This window comes from Falsiroseomonas sp., from assembly GCF_051860665.1.
In the GTDB taxonomy this organism is placed as follows: Bacteria; Pseudomonadota; Alphaproteobacteria; order Acetobacterales; family Acetobacteraceae; genus Falsiroseomonas.
Genome location: NZ_JBHYDM010000003.1, coordinates 21,924 through 47,339, shown reverse-complemented (window position 1 = coordinate 47,339; position 25,416 = coordinate 21,924). Strand labels below are relative to the sequence as shown.

General features: G+C 68.6%; 24 protein-coding genes. 15 read left to right on the top strand and 9 right to left on the bottom strand.

Annotation, left to right across the window (positions count from 1 at the left end):
- Positions 1-97 precede the first annotated feature (97 nt).
- From ACTIF1_RS03690 to ACTIF1_RS03650, 9 genes are all read left to right on the top strand, one after another.
- Positions 98-1,705, top strand: a complete 1,608-nt coding sequence (locus ACTIF1_RS03690) for an ABC transporter substrate-binding protein (protein ID WP_439595025.1) — start codon at positions 98-100, stop codon at positions 1,703-1,705.
- A gap of 35 nt (positions 1,706-1,740) precedes the next feature.
- Positions 1,741-2,682 carry an ABC transporter permease gene (locus tag ACTIF1_RS03685; RefSeq protein WP_439595024.1) on the top strand — a complete coding sequence of 314 codons (942 nt, stop codon included), beginning with the start codon at positions 1,741-1,743 and terminating at the stop codon, positions 2,680-2,682.
- Complete coding sequence (locus ACTIF1_RS03680) at positions 2,679-3,587, top strand: ABC transporter permease (RefSeq protein WP_439595023.1); 909 nt, start codon at positions 2,679-2,681, stop codon at positions 3,585-3,587. The genes ACTIF1_RS03685 and ACTIF1_RS03680 overlap by 4 nt, the downstream gene beginning before the upstream one ends.
- Before the next feature lie 5 nt (positions 3,588-3,592).
- Positions 3,593-4,585, top strand: coding sequence for an ABC transporter ATP-binding protein (locus tag ACTIF1_RS03675; RefSeq protein WP_439595022.1), 993 nt, complete (start codon positions 3,593-3,595; stop codon positions 4,583-4,585).
- On the top strand, positions 4,582-5,625 hold the full coding sequence (locus ACTIF1_RS03670; protein WP_439595021.1) for an ABC transporter ATP-binding protein: 1,044 nt from the start codon (positions 4,582-4,584) through the stop codon (positions 5,623-5,625). The genes ACTIF1_RS03675 and ACTIF1_RS03670 overlap by 4 nt, the downstream gene beginning before the upstream one ends.
- A gap of 119 nt (positions 5,626-5,744) precedes the next feature.
- Positions 5,745-6,251 (top strand): (2Fe-2S)-binding protein, encoded by a 507-nt coding sequence (locus ACTIF1_RS03665; protein WP_216836095.1) that lies wholly within the window; start codon positions 5,745-5,747, stop codon positions 6,249-6,251.
- A gap of 98 nt (positions 6,252-6,349) precedes the next feature.
- The gene (locus ACTIF1_RS03660) at positions 6,350-8,737 is read left to right on the top strand and encodes a xanthine dehydrogenase family protein molybdopterin-binding subunit (RefSeq protein ID WP_439595020.1); all 2,388 of its coding nucleotides are present in this window, start codon (positions 6,350-6,352) and stop codon (positions 8,735-8,737) included.
- 16 nt (positions 8,738-8,753) lie between these two features.
- Positions 8,754-9,551 (top strand): FAD binding domain-containing protein, encoded by a 798-nt coding sequence (locus ACTIF1_RS03655; RefSeq protein WP_439595019.1) that lies wholly within the window; start codon positions 8,754-8,756, stop codon positions 9,549-9,551.
- On the top strand, positions 9,541-10,272 hold the full coding sequence (locus ACTIF1_RS03650) for a hypothetical protein (protein WP_439595018.1): 732 nt from the start codon (positions 9,541-9,543) through the stop codon (positions 10,270-10,272). The genes ACTIF1_RS03655 and ACTIF1_RS03650 overlap by 11 nt, the downstream gene beginning before the upstream one ends.
- Before the next feature lie 4 nt (positions 10,273-10,276).
- On the opposite strand, the gene ACTIF1_RS03645 is transcribed toward ACTIF1_RS03650, so the two are convergent.
- Positions 10,277-11,542: a family 1 glycosylhydrolase gene (locus ACTIF1_RS03645; protein ID WP_439595017.1), complete on the bottom strand. Its 1,266-nt coding sequence runs from the start codon at positions 11,540-11,542 to the stop codon at positions 10,277-10,279.
- A gap of 151 nt (positions 11,543-11,693) precedes the next feature.
- Between ACTIF1_RS03645 and hpxZ the strand changes: the two genes are divergently transcribed.
- The 4 genes from hpxZ (at position 11,694) to ACTIF1_RS03625 (ending at position 14,889) form a co-directional block, all read left to right on the top strand.
- Positions 11,694-12,104, top strand: coding sequence for an oxalurate catabolism protein HpxZ (gene hpxZ / locus ACTIF1_RS03640; protein WP_439595016.1), 411 nt, complete (start codon positions 11,694-11,696; stop codon positions 12,102-12,104).
- On the top strand, positions 12,101-13,399 hold the full coding sequence (locus tag ACTIF1_RS03635) for an NAD(P)/FAD-dependent oxidoreductase (protein ID WP_439595015.1): 1,299 nt from the start codon (positions 12,101-12,103) through the stop codon (positions 13,397-13,399). Before hpxZ ends, ACTIF1_RS03635 begins: the two co-directional genes overlap by 4 nt.
- 90 nt (positions 13,400-13,489) lie before the next feature.
- Entirely contained in the window at positions 13,490-14,257 is a 768-nt protein-coding gene (locus tag ACTIF1_RS03630) for a cold-shock protein (protein WP_439595014.1), read from the top strand.
- Positions 14,258-14,493: 236 nt separating this feature from the next.
- Positions 14,494-14,889 carry a hypothetical protein gene (locus ACTIF1_RS03625; RefSeq protein ID WP_439595013.1) on the top strand — a complete coding sequence of 132 codons (396 nt, stop codon included), beginning with the start codon at positions 14,494-14,496 and terminating at the stop codon, positions 14,887-14,889.
- Positions 14,890-14,938: 49 nt separating this feature from the next.
- On the opposite strand, the gene ACTIF1_RS03620 is transcribed toward ACTIF1_RS03625, so the two are convergent.
- Positions 14,939-15,679, bottom strand: a complete 741-nt coding sequence (locus ACTIF1_RS03620; RefSeq protein WP_439595012.1) for an aspartate/glutamate racemase family protein — start codon at positions 15,677-15,679, stop codon at positions 14,939-14,941.
- 109 nt (positions 15,680-15,788) lie between these two features.
- On the opposite strand from ACTIF1_RS03620, the gene ACTIF1_RS03615 reads away from it, so the two are divergent.
- The gene (locus tag ACTIF1_RS03615; RefSeq protein WP_439595011.1) at positions 15,789-16,778 is read left to right on the top strand and encodes a Bug family tripartite tricarboxylate transporter substrate binding protein; all 990 of its coding nucleotides are present in this window, start codon (positions 15,789-15,791) and stop codon (positions 16,776-16,778) included.
- A gap of 29 nt (positions 16,779-16,807) precedes the next feature.
- Here the strand turns inward: ACTIF1_RS03615 and phnD are convergent, their stop codons facing one another.
- From phnD to ACTIF1_RS03580, 7 genes are all read right to left on the bottom strand, one after another.
- Positions 16,808-17,764, bottom strand: a complete 957-nt coding sequence (phnD, locus tag ACTIF1_RS03610; protein WP_439595010.1) for a phosphate/phosphite/phosphonate ABC transporter substrate-binding protein — start codon at positions 17,762-17,764, stop codon at positions 16,808-16,810.
- A 54-nt stretch (positions 17,765-17,818) separates the two neighbouring features.
- Entirely contained in the window at positions 17,819-19,252 is a 1,434-nt protein-coding gene (locus ACTIF1_RS03605; protein ID WP_439595009.1) for a dihydroorotase, read from the bottom strand.
- Between the two features lie 2 nt (positions 19,253-19,254).
- The gene (locus tag ACTIF1_RS03600; RefSeq protein WP_439595008.1) at positions 19,255-20,034 is read right to left on the bottom strand and encodes an SDR family NAD(P)-dependent oxidoreductase; all 780 of its coding nucleotides are present in this window, start codon (positions 20,032-20,034) and stop codon (positions 19,255-19,257) included.
- A gap of 105 nt (positions 20,035-20,139) precedes the next feature.
- Positions 20,140-21,630, bottom strand: a complete 1,491-nt coding sequence (locus ACTIF1_RS03595) for an amidohydrolase family protein (protein WP_439595007.1) — start codon at positions 21,628-21,630, stop codon at positions 20,140-20,142.
- A gap of 62 nt (positions 21,631-21,692) precedes the next feature.
- Positions 21,693-22,712: an ABC transporter substrate-binding protein gene (locus tag ACTIF1_RS03590; protein ID WP_439595006.1), complete on the bottom strand. Its 1,020-nt coding sequence runs from the start codon at positions 22,710-22,712 to the stop codon at positions 21,693-21,695.
- Between the two features lie 131 nt (positions 22,713-22,843).
- A complete protein-coding gene (locus ACTIF1_RS03585; RefSeq protein WP_439595005.1) occupies positions 22,844-23,737 on the bottom strand; it encodes a DMT family transporter in 894 nt (297 codons plus the stop codon).
- A gap of 6 nt (positions 23,738-23,743) precedes the next feature.
- Positions 23,744-23,935: a hypothetical protein gene (locus tag ACTIF1_RS03580; protein ID WP_439595004.1), complete on the bottom strand. Its 192-nt coding sequence runs from the start codon at positions 23,933-23,935 to the stop codon at positions 23,744-23,746.
- Positions 23,936-24,174: 239 nt separating this feature from the next.
- Between ACTIF1_RS03580 and ACTIF1_RS03575 the strand changes: the two genes are divergently transcribed.
- The gene (locus ACTIF1_RS03575) at positions 24,175-25,401 is read left to right on the top strand and encodes an ABC transporter substrate-binding protein (RefSeq protein WP_439595003.1); all 1,227 of its coding nucleotides are present in this window, start codon (positions 24,175-24,177) and stop codon (positions 25,399-25,401) included.
- The last annotated feature ends 15 nt before the right edge of the window (positions 25,402-25,416 follow it).

Genomic DNA, 25,416 nt, shown 5'->3' with positions numbered 1-25,416 from the left:
GCAACCCACCGATGAACGGTTCGGGATGCTGGCGCGCCGCACAGGGATAAGGCAGTCTGCCCGGAATAAGGGCGGCTGGGGCAAGGGGTTTGAGAAGATGGATCGCAGGTCGTTTCTGAAGACCGGTGCCGCGGCCGGCGCCGCGGCCGCCATCGGGGGCGGGACCGCCGCGCCGGCGCTGTCGCAGGGCGCCAATGCGCGCACCCTGCGCTTCGTGCCGCAGGCCAACCTGGCGAATTTCGACCCGATCTGGGGCACGCAATACGTCGTCCGCAACGCCTCCGTCCTGGTGTGGGACACGCTCTACGGCTTCGACGACAAGCTGGTGCCGCAGCGCCAGATGGTGGAAGGCGAGACCACCTCCTCGGACGGCCTGGTCTGGACCTTCAAGCTGCGCCCCGGCCTGCGCTTCCATGACAATGAGCCGGTGCGTGCGCGCGACGTCGTCGCCTCCATCAATCGCTGGATGCCGCGCGACCCGATGGGCCAGCTGCTGCGCACCATCCAGAACGAGCTGGTGGCGGTGGACGACCTGACCTTCCGCTGGTCGCTGAAGGTGCCCTTCCCGAAGATGACCATGGCGCTGGGCAAGAATGCCACGCCGATGTGCTTCATCATGCCGGAGCGGATCGCGACCCGCTTCGACAGCTTCACCCAGATCAACGAATATGTCGGCTCCGGCCCCATGCGCTTCCTGCGCGACGAATGGGTGCCGGGCGCGCGCGCCGTCTTCGGCAAGTTCGACGGCTATGTGCCGCGCAACGAGCCGGCGAGCTGGCTGGCCGGCGGCAAGCGCATGCTGGTGGACCGCGTGGAATGGGTGGTGATGCCGGACCCGGCCACCGCCTCCTCCGCCCTGCAGAATGGTGAGGTGGACTGGTGGGAGAATCCCATCACGGACCTGATCCCGCTGCTGCGGCGCAACCGCAACATCATGGTCGATATCGCGGACCCGCTGGGCAATATCGGCAGCTTCCGCATGAACCACCTGCACAAGCCCTTCAACGACGTGCGCATCCGCCGCGCCGTGCTGATGGCGATGAGCCAGGAAGACTACATGACCGCCCTGGTGGGCAGCGACGCCAATCTGTGGAAGCCGCTGCCGGGCTTCTTCACGCCGGGCACGCCGCTCTATACGGAGGAAGGCGGCGATATCCTGAAGGGGCCGCGCAACCTGGACGGGGCCAAGCGACTGCTGGCGGAGGCGGGCTATAACAACGAACCCGTCACCTGTGTCGTCGCGCAGGACCAGCCCATCACCAAGGCGCTGGGCGATGTCACGGCGGACCTGTTGAAGCGCATGGGCATGAACGTGGATTTCGTGGCGACCGACTGGGGCACCACGGGCCAGCGTCGCGCCATGAAGAACCCGCCCGGCCAGGGCGGCTGGAGCATGTTCCACACCTGGCATGCCGGCGCCGATGCCATCAACCCGGCCAGCTACAATGCCGTGCGCGCCAATGGCGACGGCGCCTGGTTCGGCTGGCCGAATATCCCGGCGGTGGAGGCGGAGGTGCCGAACTGGTACGCCGCCTCGACGCTCGAGGAGGAGCGTGCGGCGATCGGGCGGCTGAATCGTGCGGCGATGGAGGAAGTGGTCTATGCACCGACCGGCTTCTTCCTGAGCTACCAGGCCTGGCGCCGGAACGTCTCCGGCGTGGTGAAGGGGCCGATTCCCTTCGTCTGGGGCGTCAGCAAGACCTGAGTTGCATGCTGAGTTGAGAAAGGTCTGAGAAGCGGATGTTCGCCTATATTGTCCGAAGAGTCCTCGCCACCATCCCGGTGATGGCGATCGTCGCGTTGTTCGTCTTCTCCCTGCTCTATCTCGCGCCCGGCGATCCGGCCGCGGTGATCGCGGGGGACCAGGCAACGCCGGACGATGTGGAGCGCATCCGCGCCAGCCTCGGCCTGGACCGCCCCTATCTGGTGCGGTTCGGGACCTGGGTCTGGGACATCCTGCGGGGTGACCTCGGCGTCTCGATCTTCACCAACCTGCCGGTCAGCACCATGATCCAGCAGCGCATCGAGCCGACGCTCTCGCTGATGATCGTGACGCTGATCCTGGCCGTCTCCATCGCCGTGCCCATGGGCGTGGTGGCGGCCTGGCGGCAGGGCACGCTGATCGACCGCGCGGTGATGGGCTTCGCGGTGCTCGGCTTCTCCGTGCCGGTCTTCGTCGTGGGCTATGTGCTGGCCTATTTCTTCGCCCTCGAATGGGACCTGCTGCCGGTGCAGGGCTATACGCCCTTCGCGCGCGGCTTCTGGCCCTGGCTGCAGAACCTGATCCTGCCGGCCATCGCGCTCGGCTCCGTCTATATCGCGCTGATCGCGCGCATCACGCGCGCCACCATGCTGGAGGTGCTGCAGCAGGACTATGTCCGCACCGCCAAGGCCAAGGGCCTCGGCCAGCGCGCCATCCTCTTCGTGCATGCGCTGAAGAATGCGGCGGTGCCGATCATCACCGTCATCGGCATCGGCATCGCGCTGCTGATCGGCGGCGCCGTGGTGACGGAAAGCGTCTTCGCCATCCCGGGCCTCGGCCGCCTGACGGTGGATGCCATCCTGCGGCGCGACTACCCGGTCATCCAGGGCGTCGTGCTGCTGTTCAGCTTCGTCTATGTGCTGGTCAACCTTGCCATCGACCTGGCCTATACCCTGTTCGACCCGAGGATCCGGTATTGAGCACCACCACTCTCCCCCCCGGGGTGAACGCCGCCGTCCCGATGCCGGACATCATGCCGCCCGTGCGCGCGCGGCGTGGCGTCCTCGGCTTCATCCGCCGGAATCCCACCATCGCCATCGGCGGGTTCCTGATCTTCCTGATGGTCTTCATCGCGGTCTTCGCGCCCTTCCTGACCAGCAAGGACCCCACCGCGCTGGCGCCCGCGCTGCGCACCCGTGAACCTTCCGCGCAGTTCTGGTTCGGCAGCGACATGCTGGGCCGCGACATCTATTCGCGCGTGCTCTACGGCGCCCGCGTCTCGCTGACCGTGGGCTTCGCCGTGGCGATCTGCGCCAGCGCCATCGGGCTGTTCATCGGCCTGATCTCGGGCTTCATCCGGGTGGCGGATGGCATCATCATGCGGATCATGGACGGCATGATGTCCATCCCCTCCATCCTGCTGGCGATCGCGCTGATGGCGCTGACCCGCGGCAGCGTGGGCAATGTGGTGCTGGCCATCACCATCGCGGAAATCCCCCGTGTCTCCCGCCTGGTGCGCGGCGTGGTGCTGAGCCTGCGGGAGCAGCCCTATGTGGATGCGGCCATCGCCTCGGGCACCCGCACGCCGATGATCATCCTGCGCCACATCCTGCCGAATACGCTGGCGCCGCTGACCGTGCAGGCCACCTATATCTGCGCCAGCGCGATGATCACGGAGGCGATCCTGTCCTTCATCGGCGCCGGCACGCCGCCGATCATCCCGTCCTGGGGGAATATCATGGCGGAGGGCCGCGCCCTCTGGCAGGTGAAGCCCTATATCGTCTTCTTCCCGGCGCTGTTCCTGTCCATCACCGTGCTGGCCGTGAACCTGCTGGGCGACGGGCTGCGCGATGCGCTCGACCCGCGCATGGCCAAGAGGCTCTGACCCAGATGGCACTTCTCGAAGTCGATGCGCTGCAGACGCATTTCCGCACGCCGGACGGCATCAACCGTGCCGTGGACGGCGTCACCTTCCATGTGAATGCGGGGGAGACGCTGGCCATCGTGGGTGAGTCCGGTTGCGGCAAGTCCGTGACCGCCATGTCCATCCTGCGGCTGATCCCGGAACCGCCCGGCAAGCTGGCAGGCGCCATCCGCTTCAACGGCAAGAACCTGCTGGAAGCGACCGACAAGGAGATGCGGGCGATCCGCGGCAACGAGATCAGCATGATCTTCCAGGAGCCGATGACCAGCCTGAATCCGGTGCTGACGGTGGGCCGCCAGATCGGCGAGACGCTGCGACTGCACCAGGGCATGTCCGCCCAGGCCGCCGAGGATCGCGCGGTGGAGATGCTGAACCTGGTCGGCATCCCGGAGGCGAAGCGCCGCGTGCGCGAGTATCCGCACCAGCTTTCGGGCGGCATGCGCCAGCGCGTGATGATCGCCATCGCGCTGGCCTGCAACCCGAAGCTGCTGATCGCGGATGAGCCGACGACGGCGCTGGACGTCACCATCCAGGCGCAGATCCTGGACCTGATGCGCGACCTGAAGCACCGCGTCGGTGCCGCCATCGTCCTCATCACCCACGACCTCGGCGTGGTGGCGGAAGTCGCGGAACGGGTGGTCGTCATGTATGCGGGCCGGAAGGTGGAGGAGGCGCCGGTCAGGGCGCTCTTCAACACGCCGCGTCATCCCTATACCCAGGGGCTGCTCGGCTCCGTGCCGAAGCTCGGCTCATCCCTGACCGGGGAGGCGACGCGGCTGGCGGAAATTCCGGGCCTGGTGCCCAGCCTGAAGCAGAAGATCCCGGGCTGCGTCTTCGCCAGCCGCTGTGCGCATGCCACCGAACTCTGCACCGCCGTCGCGCCGGCGCTGGAGGAAAAGGCACCGGGGCATGTCGCCGCCTGCCACTACGCGCTGCGCGAAGGGGCCCTCGCGGCATGAGCACGCCGGTTTTGCAGGTCAACGACCTGAAGAAGCACTTCCCGATCCATGGCGGGTTCTTCGGCGGCGTCACCGCCAAGGTCTATGCCGTGGACGGCATTTCCTTCTCCATCGCGAAGGGGGAGACGCTGTCGCTGGTCGGTGAATCCGGCTGCGGCAAGTCCACCGTGGGCAAGGCACTGCTGCGGCTGTTCCCGCTGACCGATGGCCAGGTGATCCTGGACGGGCAGCGGATCGACGACATGCCCTCCGGCACGCTGCGGCCGCTGCGGCGGCGGATGCAGGTGGTGTTCCAGGACCCCTTCAGCAGCCTGAACCCGCGCATGCGGGTGCGCGACATCCTGGCCGAGCCGATCCGCAACTTCGGCCTGGCGAAGGGTTCGGCCGACCTCGAGGCACGGCTGGCCGCGCTGATGGACAAGGTCCGGCTGCCGCGGGATGCGATCAATCGCTGGCCGCATGAATTCTCCGGCGGCCAGCGGCAGCGCATCGGCATCGCGCGCGCGCTGGCCGGCGAGCCGGACCTGATCATCTGCGACGAGGCGGTCTCGGCGCTCGACGTCTCGGTGAAGGCGCAGATCGTGAACCTGCTGCAGGACCTGCAGAAGGAGCTCGGCCTGGCCATGCTCTTCATCAGCCACGACCTGGCGATCGTGGAGCACATGACGCACCGCGTCGCGGTGATGTATCTGGGAAAGATCGTGGAGGTGGCGCCGCGGCGCAGCCTCTTCGGGGCGCCGAAGCATCCCTATACGGAGGCGCTGCTCTCCGCCGTGCCGCAGCCGACGCCGGGCGTGCAGCGCCAGCGCATCATCCTCAAGGGCGATGTGCCCAGCCCGATCAACCCGCCCAAGGGCTGCCGCTTCCACACCCGCTGCCCCTATGCCTTCGACCGCTGCCGGGTGGAGGAGCCCGCCCTGCGGCCGGTTCAGGATGCGATGGGGGAGGGGCATGTCAGCGCCTGCCACCTGCACGACCTGCCGGCGGCGGAAAACCCGCTCTCCGGCGCCAAGGGGGCGCAGCTTCTGGCGGTCGGGTAGCGCGGCGCATCAGTTTCGCCATCGCCACGCTTGACGAGGCGCGGCACCGGGACGACTCTCCCAGGCCAGGGCGGCCCCCAAACCGGGGGGCCGGCAGGCCAAATTCGGGGAGAGGCGCGATGCCGCAGGTCACACTGACGGTCAACGGCACGAAACACACGGTCGAGGTCGAGGCCCGCACCCTGCTGGTCGAGACGCTGCGGGAGCAGCTGCGCCTCACCGGCACCCATGTCGGCTGCGACACCAGCCAGTGCGGCGCCTGCGTCGTCCATATGGGTGGGGATAGCGTGAAGTCCTGCACCATCCTGGCGGTGCAGTGCGACGGCAGCGAGATCACCACCATCGAGGGCCTGGCCGCCGCGGACGGCACGCTGCATCCGATGCAGGAAGCCTTTCGCGAATACCATGCGCTGCAATGCGGCTTCTGCACGCCGGGCATGGTCATGTCAGCCATCGACCTGGTGAACAAGCACCCGGATGGCATGAGCGAGAAGGAGATCCGGGAGGGGCTGGAGGGCAACCTCTGCCGCTGCACCGGCTACCACAACATCGTGAAGGCGATCGCCGCGGCGCAGGACGTGATGCATGGCCGGGTGAAGGAGCTGGCGCGCGCCGCCGCCGAATAGGCCGGAGTTCCGGTTGGGTGCTCCGCGGACCAGCCCCCCGGCAGAGGGGGCACCGCGGCGGGCCAGCCTGTTGCAACGCGACGGGGAGGATCTGAACCATGAACGTGGTGACGCCCTTCGAGGGCATCGGCGCCAGCCTGCGCCGCAAGGAGGATTTTCGCTTCCTGCAGGGCCGTGGGCAGTACACGGATGACATCAACCGGCCGGGCCAGACCCATGCGGTGATGCTGCGCAGCCCGCATGCGCATGCGACCATCGACCGGATCGACACCGCGGCCGCGAAGGTGATGCCCGGGGTGAAGGCCATCTTCACCGGCGCCGACATGGCCGCCGAATCCATCGGCGGCATTCCCTGCGGCTGGCAGATCCACAACAAGGACGGCTCGCCGATGGCGGAGCCGATGCACCCGGCGCTGGCCCTCGGCAAGGTGCGCCATGTGGGCGACCCGGTGGCGGTGGTGATCGCGGAAACCCGCCTGCAGGCGCGCGATGCGGCCGAAGCCATCATCGTGGACTATACGCCGCTGCCCGCCGTCTCCGGCACCGAGGCCGCAATCCAGCCCGGCGCGCCGCAGGTGCATGAGGGGGCGCCCGGCAACCTCTGCTACGACTGGCATATCGGCGACAAGGCGGCGCAGGAAGCGGCCTTCGCCCGCGCCGCGCGGGTGGTGAAGTTCGAGACGACGAACAACCGCCTGGTGCCGAATGCGATGGAGCCGCGCGTCGCCATCGGCGACTTCGACAGTTTCTCGGGCGACTACACCCTCTATACCACCAGCCAGAACCCGCATGTGATCCGGCTGCTGATGGGCGCCTTCGTGCTGCATATCCCGGAGAGCAAGCTGCGCGTGGTGGCGCCCGATGTGGGCGGCGGGTTTGGTTCCAAGATCTACCACTATGCCGAGGAGGCGATCGTCACCTGGGCCGCCGGCAAGGTGAAGCGCCCGGTCAAATGGACCTGCGAGCGGTCCGAATCCTTTATGTCCGACGCGCATGGGCGCGACCACGTTTCCATCGCCGAGCTGGCGCTGGATGCGGAGGGGAAGATCCTGGGCCTGAAGGTGCATACGCTCGCGAATATGGGCGCCTATCTCTCCACCTTCGCGCCCTGCGTGCCGACCTATCTCTACGCCACGCTGCTGTCGGGCGTGTATTCCACGCCGGTGATCTATGCCGAGGTGAAGGCGGTCTTCACCAACACGGTTCCTGTGGATGCCTATCGCGGCGCCGGGCGGCCGGAGGCGACCTATCTGCTGGAACGGCTGATGGACGTGGCGGCCGCCGAGGCCGGCATCGACAAGGTCGAGTTCCGACGCCGCAATTTCATCCGCCCCGACCAGTTCCCCTACCAGACGCCGGTGGCGCTCCAGTACGACAGCGGCAACTACCATGCGACGCTGGATGCCTGCCTGGAGACGGCGGGCTGGGCCGGCTTTGAGGCACGCCGGGCGGAGGCCAAGTCGCGCGGCAGGCTGCGCGGCATCGGCATCTCCACCTATGTCGAGGCCTGCGGCATCGCCCCCTCCGCCGTGGTCGGCTCGCTGGGCGCCCGGGCGGGGCTCTATGAGGTGGGCACCATCCGCGTGCATCCCACGGGCAGCGTCACCGTGCTGACGGGCGCGCATAGCCACGGGCAGGGCCACGAGACGACCTTCGCCCAGCTGGTGGCGGAAAAGCTCGGCGTGCCGACGGCCAATGTGGATATCGTCCACGGCGACACGGCCAAGGTGCCCTTCGGCATGGGCACCTACGGGTCCCGCAGCCTGGCCGTGGGTGGCTCCGCCATGGACAAGGCGATGGACAAGATCATCGCCAAGGGCAAGCGCATCGCCGCCCATCTGATGGAGGCCAGCGTCGAGGATATCGAATTCGAGCGCGGCACCTTCCGGGTGGCCGGCACGGACCGAACCAAAAGCCTCACGGACATCAGCCTGGCGGCCTATGTCCCGCACAACTACCCGATCGACGAGATCGAGCCGGGGCTGGAGGAGACGGCCTTCTACGACCCGAAGAACTTCACCTATCCCGGCGGCTGCCATATCTGCGAGGTGGAGATCGACCCGGATACGGGCCGTGTGGAGGTGGTGAACTTCACCGCGGTGGACGATGTGGGCCGCGTCATCAACCCGATGATCGTGGAGGGCCAGGTGCAGGGCGGCGTGGCGCAGGGCATCGGCCAGGCGTTGCTGGAGGCGGCGATCTATGACGCCCAGGGGCAGCTGATCTCCGGCTCCTTCATGGACTATACCATGCCGCGGGCCGGCGACCTGCCGGATGTCGGCGTCGCCACCCATACCACCCTCTGCACCCACAACCCGCTGGGCGTGAAGGGCTGCGGGGAGGTGGGGGCCATCGGGTCGCCGCCGGCGGTGATGAATGCGGTGGTGGATGCGCTGCGCGACTATGGCGTGCGCCATGTGGAAATGCCGGCGACGCCGCAGAAGATCTGGGGCATCGTCAATGCCCACAGGCTCGCGGCCGAATAGACAGGGGATTCGGAAGATGTACGATTTCGCTTACCACAAGCCGGCCTCGGTCGCGGATGCCGTGAAGATCCTGGCCGCCGACCCCGATGCGCGGCCGATCTCCGGCGGCATGACCCTGCTGCCCGCGCTGAAGCTGCGGCTGAACAAGCCGACCGCCGTGGTCGACCTCTCCGGCATCGCGGAACTCCGCGGTGTGAAGCGGGAAGGGGACAAGCTGGTGATCGGCGCCCTGACCCGGCACTACGAGGTGGCGACCTCGGCCGAGGTGAAGGCGGCGATCCCGACGCTGGCCGCCATGGCGGCCACCATCGGTGATACCCAGGTGCGCAACCGCGGCACCATGGGCGGCTCCGTCGCCAATAACGATCCCTCCGCCGATTACCCGGCCGCGCTGCTGGCGCTCGGCGCCACCATCCAGACCGACAAGCGCCAGCTTGCGGCGGAGGATTTCTTCACCGGCATGTTCACCACGGCGCTGGATGTGGGGGAGCTGGTGACGGCGATCCATATCCCGATCCCCGCCAAGGCCGGCTATGCCAAGATGCGCAACCCGGCCAGCCGCTATTCCATGGCCGGTGTCTTCGTGGCCAAGACCGCCTCCGGCGTGCGCGTGGCGGTGAACGGCGCCGGCGCCAATGGCGTCTTCCGCGAGGCGGCGATGGAAGCGGCGCTTGCCGCCAACTGGTCGCCGGATGCGGTGGCCGGCGTGAAGGTCGACCCCGGCCTGCTGAACGGTGATATCCATGGCAGCGCCGAATACCGCGCGCATCTGGTCACGGTGATGGCCAAGCGCGCGGTGGTGGATGCTGGCTGAGACTCCGGAGCCCAGCCTGCGGGACCTGCTGGTGGCGCGCCATGAGCGCGTCACCGAGGGCATCCGCTACCTGCATGTGCCGAACCCCGCGAATACGCAGAAGCGTCTGATCGTCACCTTCGCCACCCACAACAACAATGGCCGCTACGCCGCCATCGACAGCATCCATCGCAAGATGCCGATGGACCTGCTGGCCTTCTGCGATCCCGACAACAGCTACTATCTCTATGACGATGGCGGCGCCCGCTTCGGCGCGCTGCTGCGCGAGCTTATCCGGCCCTATGCCGCCCGCCGGGTGCTGTTCTTCGGCTCCTCCATGGCCGGCTATGCCGCACTGCGCTGGGCCATCGAGCTGGAGGCCGCCTGCGTCGTCTCCAACCCCCAGGTGAACCTGGATGCCTCCGTGCCGCATGCCTGGCGGCCGCTGCGCGACAATATCCTGCGCATTCCGCAGCGGGTGAACCTGGATGAGCTGCCGGCCCAGCCGCGCCGTGCGGCGCTGACGGTGCTGCATGGCCGGCACCCGCTGGACCTCGAGAATATGCGCCGCCTGTTCAGCCTGTGGCTGGCCTCGCCCGGCATGTCGCTGAACATCCGGCAGGTGGATGAGACGCAGCACGCCTATCTGATCCGCGATTTCCGGCACTTCACGCAGCTGGTGGAGCAGACCTATGAGCAGCGGGCGGCGCTCGAGGTGCCGGTGCTGAAGCCGTCGGCGTGAGGAGTCACGCCGCGCTCAGCGGCACCTGCAAGCACAGGCTCTGCGTCGGCAGCACCTCGCGCCAGGACTCGATGAGCCGCTTATAGGCCAGGCCGACGCGCCGCGGCTTGCGGTCCAGGTCGTAGAGGCCACGCGGATTCACCACGCCGGCCGGGTCCCGCAGCGCGCTGGTCCAGTCGATCTGGTCGGTCAGGGAATACCAGGTGAAGCCGAGCACCGGGATGCCCTCCCGCCGCAGGCGCAAAATGCCGGACCACTGCTTCCACAGCCAGCGCTCCGCCTCGTCGCCATTCGGGCCTTCGTCCAGGTTGGTCTCGGTGTGCATCACCGGCAGGCCGTAGCGGGCATGGTAGTCCCGCGTCACGGTGTCATACCCAAAAACCTCCCCGGCCCAGCGGCCATGGCCCTCGGCATTCAGCAGATGCTCGTTGGTCTGGTACCAGTCATTGCCCATGACGCAGTGGCGCTTCAGGCGGTTGTCGAGGAAGAAGTGGTACTCGGCCCGCGTCATGCCGTTATCCAGCAGGAACTCGTACATGCTGCTGTCGACGCGGCGGCCGTAATTCAGGTCCAGCGTCAGGAAGCGCTCCGCATTGCGGAAATCGGCGTGGGGGACGGAGGCGGGGCATTCCGGGTGGAAGGCCTCCGTGCTTTCGGACTGGATGAAGATGGCATCGGGCCGGTGCTTCAGGATCTCCCGCATCGCCAGGACATTGGCGCGCACCACATGCTTGATGGCGGTGACGTAGCTGCGGTCGTCGGTGCGCTGCTCGTTCCACCAGCCGTAGCGGGCGCTGAAGACGGCGGTGATGAACATCTCGTTCACGGGCGTGTAGAGCTGCACCCAGGGAAAGCGTTGTGCAAATGCGCCGGCATAGTCGGCGAAGAGCGCCGGGAAATCCGGGTTCTGGAAATCGCCGATCCAGTCCGGCACGCCGAAGTGGCAGAGGTCGACGATGGGGCGGATGCCGAGGCGGCGGATTTCGGCAAAGGTCTCGTCGGCGAAGGACCAGTCATGCAGCCCGGGGGCGCGCAGCGTGCTATGCAGCTGCGGCCCGTAGCGCAGGGCATCGCAGCCCAGCTCCCGCACCAGCGCGAAATCCTCCCGCCACCGGTCGTAATGCCCGCATTCGCGCATCTGGTCCCGGCGCAATCGGCCGCCCTGGATGGTGGGGGCGCTGTTCTCGATTCCGGTGGCAAATAGGAAGCCGTGTTGCGGCGCAGCGGCGTTGGAACCGAATTGGTTCTGTGGCATGGGCGCGTCGAGCATGCGCGTGTCCCGGTTTTTTTGTTGCGAAGCGGCGAATCCCCTCGTGATACTTATAGGTTACTGATCACGCCGGCGTGAAGCGGAATTTGCCCTCGGCTTTGCATCCCGGCCCGTGACGGGCATCCTGCCGCCGCAAGGCAGGAGAATGCGCGTGCAGATCGACGACCCGGCGGTGATCGCGGAGGTCCGCGCGGTCTTCGACCGCTACGAGGCCGCCCTGATGGCGAATGAGACGGCGACGCTGGACGCCATCTTCTGGGCCGATCCGCGCACCGTGCGCTTCGGCATCGGCGAGATCCTCTATGGCATCGAGGCGATCCGCGCCTTCCGCGCCTCCGTCCGCGCCTATGCCCAGCGCATCCAGCGCGAGGTACGCATCACCGCCTTCGGCCGGGATGTCGCGGCGACGCATCTGGAGTACGAACGCATCGGCACCGGACTCGTGGGCCGCGAGACGAAGATCATGGCGCGCATCCCAGGGCAGGGATGGCGGGTGGTCTCGGCCCATGTCTCGCTGCTGGCGGCAGAGGATCCGGGCCGTGTGATGGGGAACAAGGCGTGAGTACGGAATTTGCGATGCGGCCCGAGGCGAGTGCGCCCCCGCATGTGGTGGTGATCGGCGCCGGCATCATCGGCGCCGCGACGGCGCTGGGCGCGCTGCGCGAGGGCTTCCGGGTGACCATCCTGGAGCCGGGCGAGCCGGGCGGGGAACAGGCGGCGAGCTACGGCAATGGCTGCTGGCTCAGCCCCATGTCGGTCATCCCGCCCTCCAGCCCTGGGCTGTGGAAGAAGGTGCCGAAATTCCTGGCCGATCCGCTGGGGCCGCTGGCGATCCGCTGGTCCTATTTCCCGAGGGTGCTGCCCTGGCTGGCGCGCTACCTCTGGGCCGGCTGGACCGAGGCCAAGGTGCTGCGCGCTGCCCAGGCGCTGCGCCCGCTGCTGGTGGGCAGCCCGGCGCTGCACAAGCAGCTCGCCGAACAGGCCGGGGTCGGCCATCTGATCGAGCAGCGCGGTCTGGTCTATGTCTATGAGAACCGGGCGCAGTTCGAGGCCGAGGCGCTGGCCTGGCGGGTGCGCCGGCAGGTGGGCATCGAATGGCTCGAACTGGACGCGGATGAGATGCGCCAGCGGGAGCCGGAGCTCGACCGCCGCTACGGTTTTGGCGCGCTGGTGGAGGAAGGCGGACATTGCCGCGATCCCGGCGCCTATGTGGCCGCGCTGGTGGCCCAGGCCCGCGCGGAGGGCGCCGAACTGCGGCGGGAGGCGGCGACGGGATTCCGGCTGGAGGGTGGCCGGCTGCGCGCCGTGGTGACGGCCGCGGGCGAGGTGGCCTGCGACCGCGCCGTGATCTGCGCCGGCGCGCATTCGAAAAAACTCGCGGCCGCCGTGGGGTCCCGCGTGCCGCTGGAGACGGAGCGCGGCTACCACGCCATGGTCGCGGATGCCGAGGTCGGGCCGCGCACGCCGATGATGCCCTATGACGGCAAGATGTCGATCACCTGGACCGATCGCGGCCTGCGCTGCGCCGGCCAGGTGGAGATCGCGGGGCTGGAGGCGGCGCCGAACTGGAAGCGGGCGGAGATCCTGCGCGACCACCTGCTGCGCAGCTTTCCGGGCCTGCCGCGGGACCTGCCGGCGGAGCGGGTGAAGCTGTGGATGGGCCACCGCCCCTCCATGCCCGATGGCCTGCCCTGCCTCGGCGCTTCGGCGGCCACGCCGGATGTGCTGCTGGCCTTCGGCCATGGCCATACCGGGCTGGTGGCGGCGCCACGCACGGCGACGGCCATCGTCGATCTGCTGGCGGGACGGAAACCGGCGCTGCCGATGCAACCATTTCGGCCCGAGCGTTTCGCATAATCACGCTTTTCGCTGGTTTTTCTTGCGACGTGGTGCAATCTTGCATGGTGGCGGCCCTGCATCGTGTCGGGTCGTGTCCACAAGTACGGATTGCATAAGATCGTGTTTCCCGACAACGAGCAGGGCGGCGCCGGCCCCGTCGAAGCCGAAGTGAAGTGGTACAATGCCCGCAAGGGTTTCGGCTTCGTACTGGGTCCGGATGGACAGGACGTCTTCTTCCACGCCTCGGCCTTGACCGAGGCGGGCATCGAGCCGCCGGACACCGGCGACAAGCTGAACTGCGAGATCGGGACGGACCGCCAGGGTCGGCGCCTGGTCACGCGGATTCACTCCGTCATCAAGGGTCCGGGCGGCGACAGGGCCGCGCGTCCGGGCGGCTTCGGGGATCGTCCGCCGCGTCGGGATTTCGGCGGCGCGCCCGGTGGCTTCGGCGATCGTCCGCCGCGTCGGGATTTCGGCGGTGCGCCGGGTGGCTTCGGCGACCGGCCGCCGCGCCGCGATTTCGGCGGCGGTGGCTTCGGCGATCGTCCGCCGCGCCGGGATTTCGGTGGCCCGCCGGGTGGCGGCTTCGGTGGCGGCTTCGGCGCGCCGCGTGGCAATTTCGGCGACCGGCCGCCGCCGCGCCGCGACAACCGCGACGAGGGCGGCCCGACCTATGCCGTCAGCGGCACGGTGAAGTGGTTCGACCAGGTGCGCGGCTTCGGCTTCGTCACGCCCGAGGATGGCGGACAGGACGTCTTCCTGCACTCCTCCGTCCTGCAGCGCGCCGGCCGGGCCGATGTGCAGCAGGGTGAGAAGGTGGCGCTGGATGTGCGGGACGGGCAGCGCGGGCGCCAGGCCGTCAATATGAAGGAATAGTCCGACCCTCATCCGAGGTGGACGGCGGAACCCCGGTCACGCAAGTGGCCGGGGTTTTTGCGTTGATTTAACCCGTTTCGCGGACGAACCCCCCTCCGGGGGCGATTTCTTTACCAAGCGTTCATCATTTGCAGTCGATTGTGAGGCTTCCAGGACGGTAACCCCGGGACGACGGATGGTCGTCCGGCCCGCCTGACAGAAAGAAACCTGACGGGAAAACCCCGGAGGAAAGCACGATGTCGACCACGCATGTCATGCCCTCGCCCATGGCATCCTACCGCCCCATCCCCGAGGAGGGCGGGCTGTTCTACGACCCGGTGCTGCGCATGGGCATCTCCTGGCTCGACACGCCGGCCGGCCGGCCGGAGCCCCCGCCGCAGGGGACGGAGGCGCTGATCCACGCCGTTGCCGCCGTCCTGGCCATTGCCGCAGCCCGGACCCGGCATGCCGGCAATTTCCTGGCGCTGCGCGAAGCCGTGGACCGCGCCATGGGGCCGATGTCGGCCGAAGGTGAGGGCGCGCCCGATCCGCGCGAGGCCGGGCTTGAAGCCTTGCCCGCCATCCGCGACGTGCGCCCGGTGCAGGAGGTGCGGCGCCTGGCCGCCTTGCGGCAGCGCCAATCAGCCGCCTGACCCGGCGGCCGTCCCCGGCTCGGCTGCAGAAGGCCCGGCCGCGGAGGGTTCAGCCGAAGCGGGCGGGGCGCAGCCCGCCATGCAGCCAGGTCACCAGCGTGTAGATGTCATAGACCGGCAGGCCGAGCTCCGCCTGCAGGGCCGCCGCATAGGGCGGCATATTGGTGCATTCCAGGACAATGGCCCCGACTTCCGGATGACGCGCCAAAAGGGCGCGGCCGGCGTCCAGAATATCCTGCTCGGCCAGGGCCACATCCAGATCCGCCTTCTCCGCCTTGATGAGCACGCGGAAGAATTCGCGGCCGCCCTCCGTCCCCTCCATCGGCACATCCAGCGGCACGCCGGCCGCCTGCAGATGCGCGGGCGTCAGGGAGGCGCGGCTCACCGTCACCACACCCACCCGCTTGCCGGGCGGCAGCATGGCCTGCACCCAGGGCACCTGCATGAGGGAGGAGGTCGCGACCGGCACCTGCACCGCCGCCGCCAGCTCCGCCTGGAACAGCGACAGGAAGCCGCAATTGGTGGTAATCGCCTCCGCACCCAGATCCACCAGGTCCCGCGCGGCCGCGATGAAATCCGGCAGCAGGCCGCGCGCGCCCTGCAGCACCACCTTCTCCGGGCTCGCGCCGCGCACCACGCGGAACAGCACGGGGAAGGGCCAGGTGGTGCCATTGCCCATATCGCCGGCAATGCGCGGGAAACGTGCCTCCAGCATCAGGATGCCGAGCGGCGCGCCGTAGATGGATTTGCCGCCGCGGGCGATGCGGGGAGAATGGACGGGTTCTTGCATGGGCGAAGCCTAGCCGGCGGGTGCTTTCTGTCCAGCCTAGGGTGGCAAGGGGTTGCGCAGGGTGCGCGCCGGCGGCTTTTCTGCGCAGGAACAGGTTGAGGACTGACTTATGAAACTCCGACATCGCCTTCTGCTGCCACTGCTGGGCGGCCTTCTCGCCGCGATGCCGGCGCTGGCGCAGGACAACTGGCCCTCCCGCCCCATCGAGTTCCTCGGCGGCTTCCCGAATGGCTCGGGGGTCGACATCTATGCCCGCCGCATCGCCGCCCCGCTGTCCCAGGCGCTGGGCGTGCCGGTGGTGGTGAACAACCGCGTCGGCGCCGGCGGCAATATCGCCTCCGACTTCGTGGCCAAGGCGCGGCCGGATGGCTACGTGATCCTGTTCGGCACCGCGGGCACGCATGCGATCAACGCCACGCTGTACCGGCGCCTGCCCTTCGATCCGCTGCGCGACGTGACGCATATCGCGCATCTCGGCGACGTGCCGAATGTGCTGACCACCAGCATCCAGCACCGCCCCAACTACACCAGCTGCGCGGCGCTGGTGGCGGATGCCAAGGCGCGGCCCGGCGCGCTGAACTATGCCAGCACCGGCAATGGCGCCTCCACCCATCTCGCGGGCGCGCGATTCGCCACGGCGGCGGGGATCGACATGGTGCATGTGCCCTTCCCGGGTCAGGGTGGTGCCGTCACCTCCCTGCTCGGCGGGCAGACCGACCTCTTCTTCAACCAGGTCGGGCCGGCCATCGGCCTGATCCAGCAGGGTGCGGTCCGCGCCCTGGGCGTCACCACGCCGCAGCGCCTGGCCGCGCTGCCGGATGTGCCGACCATCGCCGAGGCCTGCAACCTGCCGGGCTTCGAGAGCACCACCTGGTACGGCGTCTTCGGCCCTCCCGGCCTGCCGGCGCCGATCCAGCAGCGGCTGAACATGGAGATCCGCAAGATCATCGAGGCGCCGGAGTTCCGGGACTGGCTGGTGAACAACCAGGGCATCTCGCCCTCCACCGTCACGACGCCGGAGGAGTTTCGCCGCGTGCATGAGCAGGACATCGCCCGCTGGGGCGAGGTGGTGCGCGCCGCGCGCGCCCAGGTGGACTGAGACGGGAAGGGGGGCTCGCGCCCCCCTTTTCAGTTCCGTCGCCGACGCTGCGCGGCCTCTTCCTGCCGCATGGTGACGAAGACCTCGTAATCCGAATGCTGGGTCGGCACCCAGCCGATGACGTTGCCGCGTTCAACCGCGCGGTGGATCTCCGGGTATGCAGCGGGCAGGGCCAGGTGGAAGGCGGTGATATCCGCCTTGAAGCCATCCGGCGTGTCCTTGCGGACGACGATCGGGCCGTTCTTGATTGGCCTGGACTGCCAGATGATGCGCAGGTCACGCATGTTCAGCAGGCCCTTCTCTGCCGTCGAGCGCAGCATCCCGCGCGTAAAACCTTCCGAGGCCTCGCCGACGCCGGAGGCCCAGGTGACGCCGGCATCGAATTGCCGCCCCATCACGGCGACGATGGCCTGTTCATGCCCGCCGGCGAAGCCTGTGCGGCCGAAGAACTGCTCGGGGTTGATGCCGGCGGCGCGCAGCTCCGCGCGGGGGATCAGGTAGCCGCTGGCGCTGTTCGGATCGGCCCAGGCCATGGTCCTGCCGCGCATCTGCTCCAGGCTGGTGATGCCGCTATCGGCGCGGGTGTACATCACCGCGATGTAGCTGGTGCTCTGGTCCGCCTCCTGCGTCACCAGGATGGGCTCGACATTGCCGTTGGATTCCATCCAGCTCGCCGCATAGGCGGCGGGCGACATGGAGGCCATCTCGATATGCCTGCCGGCAAAGGCCTGGACCACGCCGGAATAGTCGCTGGCCTGGAACAGGCGGACGGGGACGCCGAAGGTCTCCTCGATCAACCGGCCATAGGCGCCGTAGCGGCCGATGCGATCCGCCTCATTCTCCCCGCCCAGGATGCCGATGCGGATCTGCCCGAGCTGCTCCGCCCAGGGACGGCGCCCCTTCGCCGGCATGGCCGGCGCCTGGGCGCGGGCGGCGAGGGGGGTGAGGGCGGCGGCGGCGATCAGGGCGCGGCGGCGGATCAGCATGGTGCGAATGCCTCGGTGACGGAACCGCGACACTAACGTGACGCCGCGCGGGAATCACCAGGATTGGGCATCCGGACGCAGGATGGCCCTGGTCGTCGTCGCCAGGTTGCGCGGCGCGGGTTTCGGCATTTCGGGCCGCTCCATCCGGCCCCAGCCGGGCGCGTCCAGCACCGTGCCGCCTTCCATCACCACGCGGCCGCGGACGATGGTGGCCACCGGCAGGCCGACCGTCTCCATCCCCTCGAAGGGCGTGAAGCGGCTGCGCAGGCTGTGCAGCTCCGCGCCACGGATCACGCCTTCCTTGGCGGGGTCCACCACCGCGATATCCGCATCCGCGCCCGGCTGGATCACGCCCTTGCGCGGATAGAGCCCGAAAGCCTTGGCCGGCGCGGCGCAGGCCATGCGGACATACTGCTCCATGCTCATGCGGCCCTGATGCACCAGGGTGAGCATGAGGCGCATGGAGGTCTCGACGCCCGGGAAGCCGCAGGCATTGTCCCAGAAGCTGGCATGCTGCTTTTCCGCCATGGCATGCGGCGCATGGTCCGTGCCCAGCATGTCGATGGTGCGATCCAGCAGCGCGGCCAGGATGGGTTCCTGCTGCGCCCTTTCACGGATCGGCGGGTTGAGGCGGGCGATGCGGGCCTTGTCGCCGGTCAGGTCCTCGGCCGCGAGGAGAAAATACTGCGGTCCCGTCTCCACCGTCATCGGCACGCCGCGCGCCTTGGCATCGCGGATGATGGGGAGGGAGCGCATGCAGCTCTCATGCACGATATGGATGCGCGCGCCGGTCCATTCGGAGAGGGTGATGGAGCGGTTCAGGCTCTCCAGCGCGACGATATCGGCGCGCGCCGCCAGATGCGCCCAGGCGTCATCGCGCCCCGCGGCCTTCATGCGGTTCTCGCGCCAGAAGAGCATGGGCGAGTTCTCGGCATGGATCGAGCAGCGCAGGCCGAGCTCGGCCAAAATCTCGAAGCCTTCCAGCACCGCGCCATCATTCGGCGCGGGCAGGTTGCCGGTGGTATTGCCGTAGAACAGCTTCGTGCCAATGATCCCGGCCTCGGCGAGCTGCGGCAGGATGTCGAGCGTGCGTTCGTCCAGCAGGCCGTAGAGGCCGTAATTCACATGCGCCTGGCGGGCGGCGGCTTCCTGCTTGATGGCCAGCGCATCCAGCGACCAGACGGGCGGGTCGGTATTCGGCATGTCGAAGACGGTGGTGACGCCACCGGCCGCGGCGGCGCGGGTGCCGGTGGTCCAATCCTCCTTCTGCGTCATGCCGGGTTCGCGGATGTGGGTATGCACGTCGATGGCGCCGGGGATGACGAATTTCCCCGCCGCTTCCATGCTGCGGCGCGCGCGTGGCGCGAAATCCGGATGGCCGACGAAGACAATCAGCCCGTCCTTCACCGCGACATCGGCGACGAAGCGGCCGGTCTCGTTGATGACGGTGCCGCCGGTGATCAGCAGGTCTGCGAGTATGTCCTGCATGGTCAGATCACCCAGCCGCCATCGACGGTGAAATCCTGGCCCGTGGTCTGGCGGGACAGGTCGGAGGCGAAGAACAGCACGGCATTGGCCACGTCCACATCGGTGCTGATGCGGCGCAGCGCATATTCGCTGGCGTGCTTCACGCGCGCCTCATCGAGGCTGATGCCCTCCTTGCGCGCCATGGTGGCCAGCACATTGTCGAAGCGATCGCCCTCCACCATGCCCGGAGCCACGATATTCACGTTGATATTGTGCGGGCCGAGCTCCAGTGCCGCGGATTTGGTCAGGCCCCGCAGGCCCCATTTGCTGGCGGAATAGGCGCTGCGCCCGGCGCGGCCGCGCATGCCGAAGGTGCCGCCGACATTGACGATCTTGCCTGATTTCGCCGCGATCATCGTCGGCGCGAAGGCGCGCATTGTCAGGAAGCAGCCGGTGACGTTCAGGCGGAGGATTTCGTCGAATTCCTGCGGCGTCGTCTCCCAGAAGGTTTTCCCAAGCGGGCCCCGGCCGCCGGCGATATTGATGAGGGCATCGCAGCGGGTGAAGGAGGCGAGCACGGACTTCGCCATGGCCTCCACGCTGGCGGCCTCCATCAGGTCGCAGCCAAAGATCTCGGCGCGGCGGCCCATGGCGCGGACCTGTTCGGCGACGGGCTCGATGGCGGCGGTGTCGCGGCCAACGAGGGCGAGGTCGGCGCCATGCTCGGCCAGCAGCAGGGTGCAGGCAGCGCCCATGCCCTTGGCGGGGCCGGTCACCACCGCCACGCGGTTCTTCAACAGCATTCGTGGTTCCTCCACAATTGCCCCCACCCGAACCAGCCTTCGGCGTCGCGGCAGTGCCGCGACCCCCCGCTTCGCGGGGGAGGGTCGGGGTGGGGGGGCTCTGCCTTATTCCGCCTTCAACAGCCGCTTGGACCGCGTCCAGCCCTTCGCCATCGCCCGGCAATGGCAGGCCACATGCGGCGCCACCGCCTCGCACCATTCGCGCGCCCCGGCATTCACGCCGCGCAGCCGCTCCGCCGCCTCATTCGCCGCGGCCGCGAGCTTGGCCTCGTCGATGCCGAGGACCTTGCGGTCGCGCAGCTTCCACTGGCCGGCGACCATCACATCGGCGACCGCGCTGCCATCCTCGGTCCAGACCAGCTGGTTCGCCGCATCGTTCAGCGGCGCCCAGTTCACATGCGCCAGGTCCAGCAGCACCAGGTCCGCATTCTGGCCGGGCTCGATGGTGCCGCCGCCGAGGCCCATCAGCTTCGAGGAGCCTTGCGTCGCCAGCCGCACCGTCTCCGCCGTTCCCAGCCAGTCGTCATCCTCCGCATCCTCCCAGAGGCGGGAGGCGAAGGCGGCCAGGCGCATGGCCTCGAACATGTTCTGGTTGTCGGAGGAGGAGGAGCCATCGGTGCCGATGCCCACCGTCACGCCGGCCGCAATCGCCTTGCGCACCGGCGCGATGCCGGAGGCGAGGCGCATATTGGCGCCCGGATTGTGCGAGATGCCGGCGCCGCGTTCCGCCAGCAGCGCCAGGTCGCCCTCGGTCAGCCAGACGCCATGCGCCACGCTGAACCAGGGCCCGACCAGGCCGAGGCTGTCCATGTGGCCGAGAAGGGTCGCGCCTTCGTAGCGGATTTCGCCGCCCGCGGCCTGGTAGCGGCTTTCGGCGACGTGGCTCTGCATCGGCAGGCCGTGTTCCGCGGCCAACGCGCGGCAGGCCTTCAGGAAATCATCCGTCCCGTGCAGCGGGATGGTTGGCGCCACGCCGAAGCGGATGTTTTTCGACGTATGCGACCAGCCGCGGGCGATGGCGTCCATCGCGCCGAGGGTCTTCTCCGCCGGGGCCGCGGACATGGCCTCGACCTTGCTGCGAAAAGGTTCGGGCAGGCTCTCGATCAGGCCCGGCGTCGCCTGGAAGAAGGTGAGATCGCCCAGCATCGGCGCCAGCACGGCGCGGATGCCGACCGCGGCATAGGCCTCCGCCATCGCATCCAGCCCCTCGGCGGTGGGAAGCGGGATTTCGGAGGGCAGGTCATAGACCGCGGTGCAGCCCTTCTTCAGGTTTTCCAAGGCATTCAGGGCGGAGGACAGGTACTTGTCCTGCAGCAGCCGCCCGCCGGTGACCCAGGGCGCATGGGCCAGCAGCAGGGCCAGGTCCCATTTGTCGCCCGAGCCCTTGGCCAGGCCGCCATGGCCATGGCTATGGCCATTCACCAGCCCGGGGATGATGAGTCGGCCCCGGGCATCATGCGCCTGCGCGGAGTCCACCTTCGTGCCCGGCGGCAGCAGCGCGGCAATCTTGCCGTCCTCCACCAGCACGTCCTGGAAACGGGTGGAGAGCGCATCCGGCGCCAGGACGCGGGCGCCGGTCAGCAGAATCTTCGACATGGCCGCAGCCTCCGACTATTGGGCGGCCGGTGCTCTTCGCACCGGCTGAGCGGCCAGGTGGATCAAAGCATCCGCTCGGACTTCGGCGGCAGGTAGCGGTCGGTGAACATGGTCTCCGCCGCGGGCGGATTGGCCACGCCCAGGGCTTCCGCATTCACCTGCACCAACTGCTGCGCGCGCGCCATGTCGAGATAGCCCATGCCATTGGCGCGGCTGTTCGGGGTGATGATGGAGCGGTCGCGCGTCATGGCGAAGCGGCGGGATTCCAGCGCCTCGTCGAACAGCGGCTCGCGCCGCTTCAACGCCGCCATGCCGCCGGGGATGTCGTTCAGCAGCAGCTTGAGGCCCTCGATCGAGGCCTTCACGAAGCGCGCCGCCACCTCCTGGTTCCGCTCCAGCCATTCGGCGCGGACGAAGACGCCGGAGCCGTAGAGATCCAGCCCATGCTCGGCATAGGGCCAGGAGAGGATATTGTCCTCCGGGATGCCGAGGCCCACCAGGTTGAAATGCACGGTGAAGAGGAAGCCGGTCACGGCATCCACCTGGCCGGTGCGCAGCATGGTGTCGCGCAGGTTCGCGGCCATGGAGGTCCAGCGCACGCGGCTGGCATCGATGCCGGCCACCTTGGCGAAGGCCGGGAACAACAGCCGGGACCCTTCGCCTTCCGGCGCGCCCAGGCTCCTGCCCTGCACATCCTGCGGCTTCTCGATGCCCCGCCCGCGCATGGTGACGATGGCGGCCGCCGTGCGGTCGAAGACCGGATAGAGCATCACCAGCCGGCTGTTCGGATTCTCCGCATTGAACTTCACCGCGCCCGAGAAATCCGCGAAGCCGATGTCATAGGCGCCGGAGCCCACCTTCACGAGAGCATCGCCGGAGCCGAAGCCGCGATCCATGCGAACCGCCAGCTGCTCTCGCCGGAAGATCCCGCGATCCTCGGCGAGCGCCCACATGCCGTGATTGCCCTGCAGCGCCCAGTCCAGGGTGAAGCGCACGGCGGACTGCGCCTGGGCGGTGCGGATGGCGGGCAGGGCGAGCGTGGTGCCGGCGGCGGCAGCCATCAGGGTGCGGCGGGTCAGCATATGCGGGTCCTCCTCGGTGGCGGCACCATAGCCCGGAAATGCGCCCTGTCACCGCCCCGCGAGGCCCCGCGGCGGCTGTGTAGAGGCCGATCTGCCTTCGGGGCGTGCAGCGTGACCGCGCCTTGGGCAGCTCAGCCGCCGCGCTGGCTGCGCTGGGCGAGGTAGAGGGTGGCCGCCACCATGATGAGCGTGCCCCAGAGCAGGCTCCAGCCCGGCGCCTCCCCGAAGGCCACCAGGCCGATGAGGGCCGCGGCCGGGATCTGCACATATTCAATGGGGGCCAGCAGCCCGACGGGCGTGCGCCGCGCGGCCCAGGAGGCCAGGAAGTCGCCCAATATGGCGCAGGCGGACCCCGCCATCAGCAGCAGCAGCGCCGCCAGCGTCGGGGTCTGCCAGACGAAGGCGGAGACCGGTCCCCAGATGACTACGGAACAGATGGCATACCAGGCTACGACCCGCGCCGGCGGCTCGGTGGAGGACAGGTTCTTCACCGCCACCAGCACCATGGCCCCCGAAGCCCCGCCCGCCAGCGCCGCCAGCGTGCCGGACGAGGGCGGCCATTCCAGCCCGCCATCCGGCCCGATGATCACCAGCACACCCGCGAATCCGACCGCCGCCGCGATCGCGCGATCCCACCCCACCCTCTCCCCCAGGAGAAGAAAAGCCAGCGGCAGGGCCCAGAGCGGCTTGGCATGCAGGATCGCCACCGCATCGGCCAGCGGCAGCCAGAGCAGCGCGAACATGGAGAGGATGAAGCTGCAGGACCCGGCGGCGCAGCGCGCCACATGGGCGCCGGGGCGGCGTGTGGCCAGGGCAGCGGTGCCTTGGCGCAGCAGCCAGGGCAGCATGACCAGGGTGGTGAAGACGCCGCGGGCAAAGGGCACCAGCGGCACCGGCAGGCCTTCCTGCATCGCGGCGCGGAAGCAGGCGCCCATCACGGCGAAGACCAGGCAGCAGGCCAGCATCAGCCCCATGCCGGCCAGCAGGCGGCGCCTCTCCAGGGGGTGGGGCGCCGCCTGCGGCATGCAGGGCTACTTGCGTTCCGGCGCCAGCTCCGCCTCCAGCTCCTTGATCCGCGCCAGAAGCGTGGTGCGGAGGCTGGGGGAATTGTGCGGCTTGATCCCGGCCAGGGTCTCCTTCAACTCCGCCAGCAGGCGGCGCTTCTCCTGGGGAGACCGTTTGATGGGGCGGTTGTCGGAGAACTGGCCCTCATGCGAGCGCATCGGCGTGACCTTCCCGGGCTGTTGTTGATGGGGCTGGGGTTACGGGCAGGCGCGGCGGGCGTCAACGCGCGGCGGAAGCTGCCCCATCATGCGGCAGCCTGCCTTGCGCGGCGGCAGCCTGTGCCGGCAGGACGCAGCCGGCTTGTCCGGACAGCTTGCCGAAAAGAGCGCGGCAGCGCAGATATCGGCCCAACGCGGGGGTGCCGCGCCACAGGGATCACCAACAGGGGACCGAGACGATGCCGAACGCATTCCTGCCCTCCCGCCGCGCCGTGCTGCTGGGGGCTGCCGGAGCCTCCCTGGGCGCCCTGGCCGCGCCGGGCCTGCTGCGCGCCCAGCCGGCCGCCATCAAGCTCGGCATCCTGCAGCCCGTGACCGGCGCCCTGGCGCAGGACGGCGAATATGGCCGCCTGGGCGCGGAGCTCGCGATTGCCGAGATCAATGCGACCGGCGGCATCAAGGCCCTCGGTGGCGCGCCGATCCAGATGGTCTTCGGCGATGCCCGCTCCTCGCCCGAGGGCGGCACGGCCGAGGTGGAGCGCATGCAGGCGGAAGGCGTGGTGGCCGTGGTCGGCGGCTTCGCCAGCCCGATCTGCCTCGCCTCCTCCCAGGCCGCCTCGCGCTACGACCTGCCCTATGTGGCCGATGTCGGCGTCTCGGATGCCATCGTCACGCGCGGGCTGAAGAACACCTTCCGCTTCTCACCGGGCTTCGGCAGCATCACCGCGGCGGCGCTGGACAACCTGGTCAAGCTGAACGACGCGGCGGGCAAGCCGGCGAAGACCGTTGTGGTGGTCCATGAGGACGGGCTCTTCGGCTCGGGCATGGCGCGGCTGATGCAGGCCGAACTGCCGAAGCGCGGATTCGAGGTGCTGGAGACGATCAGCCATCCGACTCCGGCGCGCGACATGTCCAATATCGCGCTGCGCATCCGCAGCCTGAACCCGGACCTGATCATCCCCTCCAGCTACTACGCCGAATTCGTGCTGCTGAGCCGCACGCTGCAGCAGCGCCGCATCCGGCCGAAGGGCATCTACTGCGTGCTGAACGGCGCGGCCTCCAACTTCCGCTTCGTGCGCGAATTCCCGGAAGCGGCGAACCTGGTGATGGACGTGAATCACTGGGCCGATCCGCGCAAGCCGAAGACCGCGGAGCTGCGCCGGCAGGTGGAGGCGCAGGGGCGCTTCTGGCTCTACAACACGCCGATGAACTACTCCGCCGTGATGCTGGTGGCCGATGCGCTGGAGCGTGCGGGTGCGGCCGACCGCGCCAAGGTGACCGAGGCGCTGGCCGCGACCGATGGCAGGTTCGACCGCCACATCATGCCCTATGGCCCGACCAATTTCGTCAATGGCCAGAACCAGGCCGGCCAGGCGGTGAACACCCAGGTGCAGGGCAACGACATCAAGGTGATCTTCCCGACCGATTTCGCCGACGCCCAGGCCGTCTTCCCCTGGCCGGCCTGATTGATCTTGCGGTCC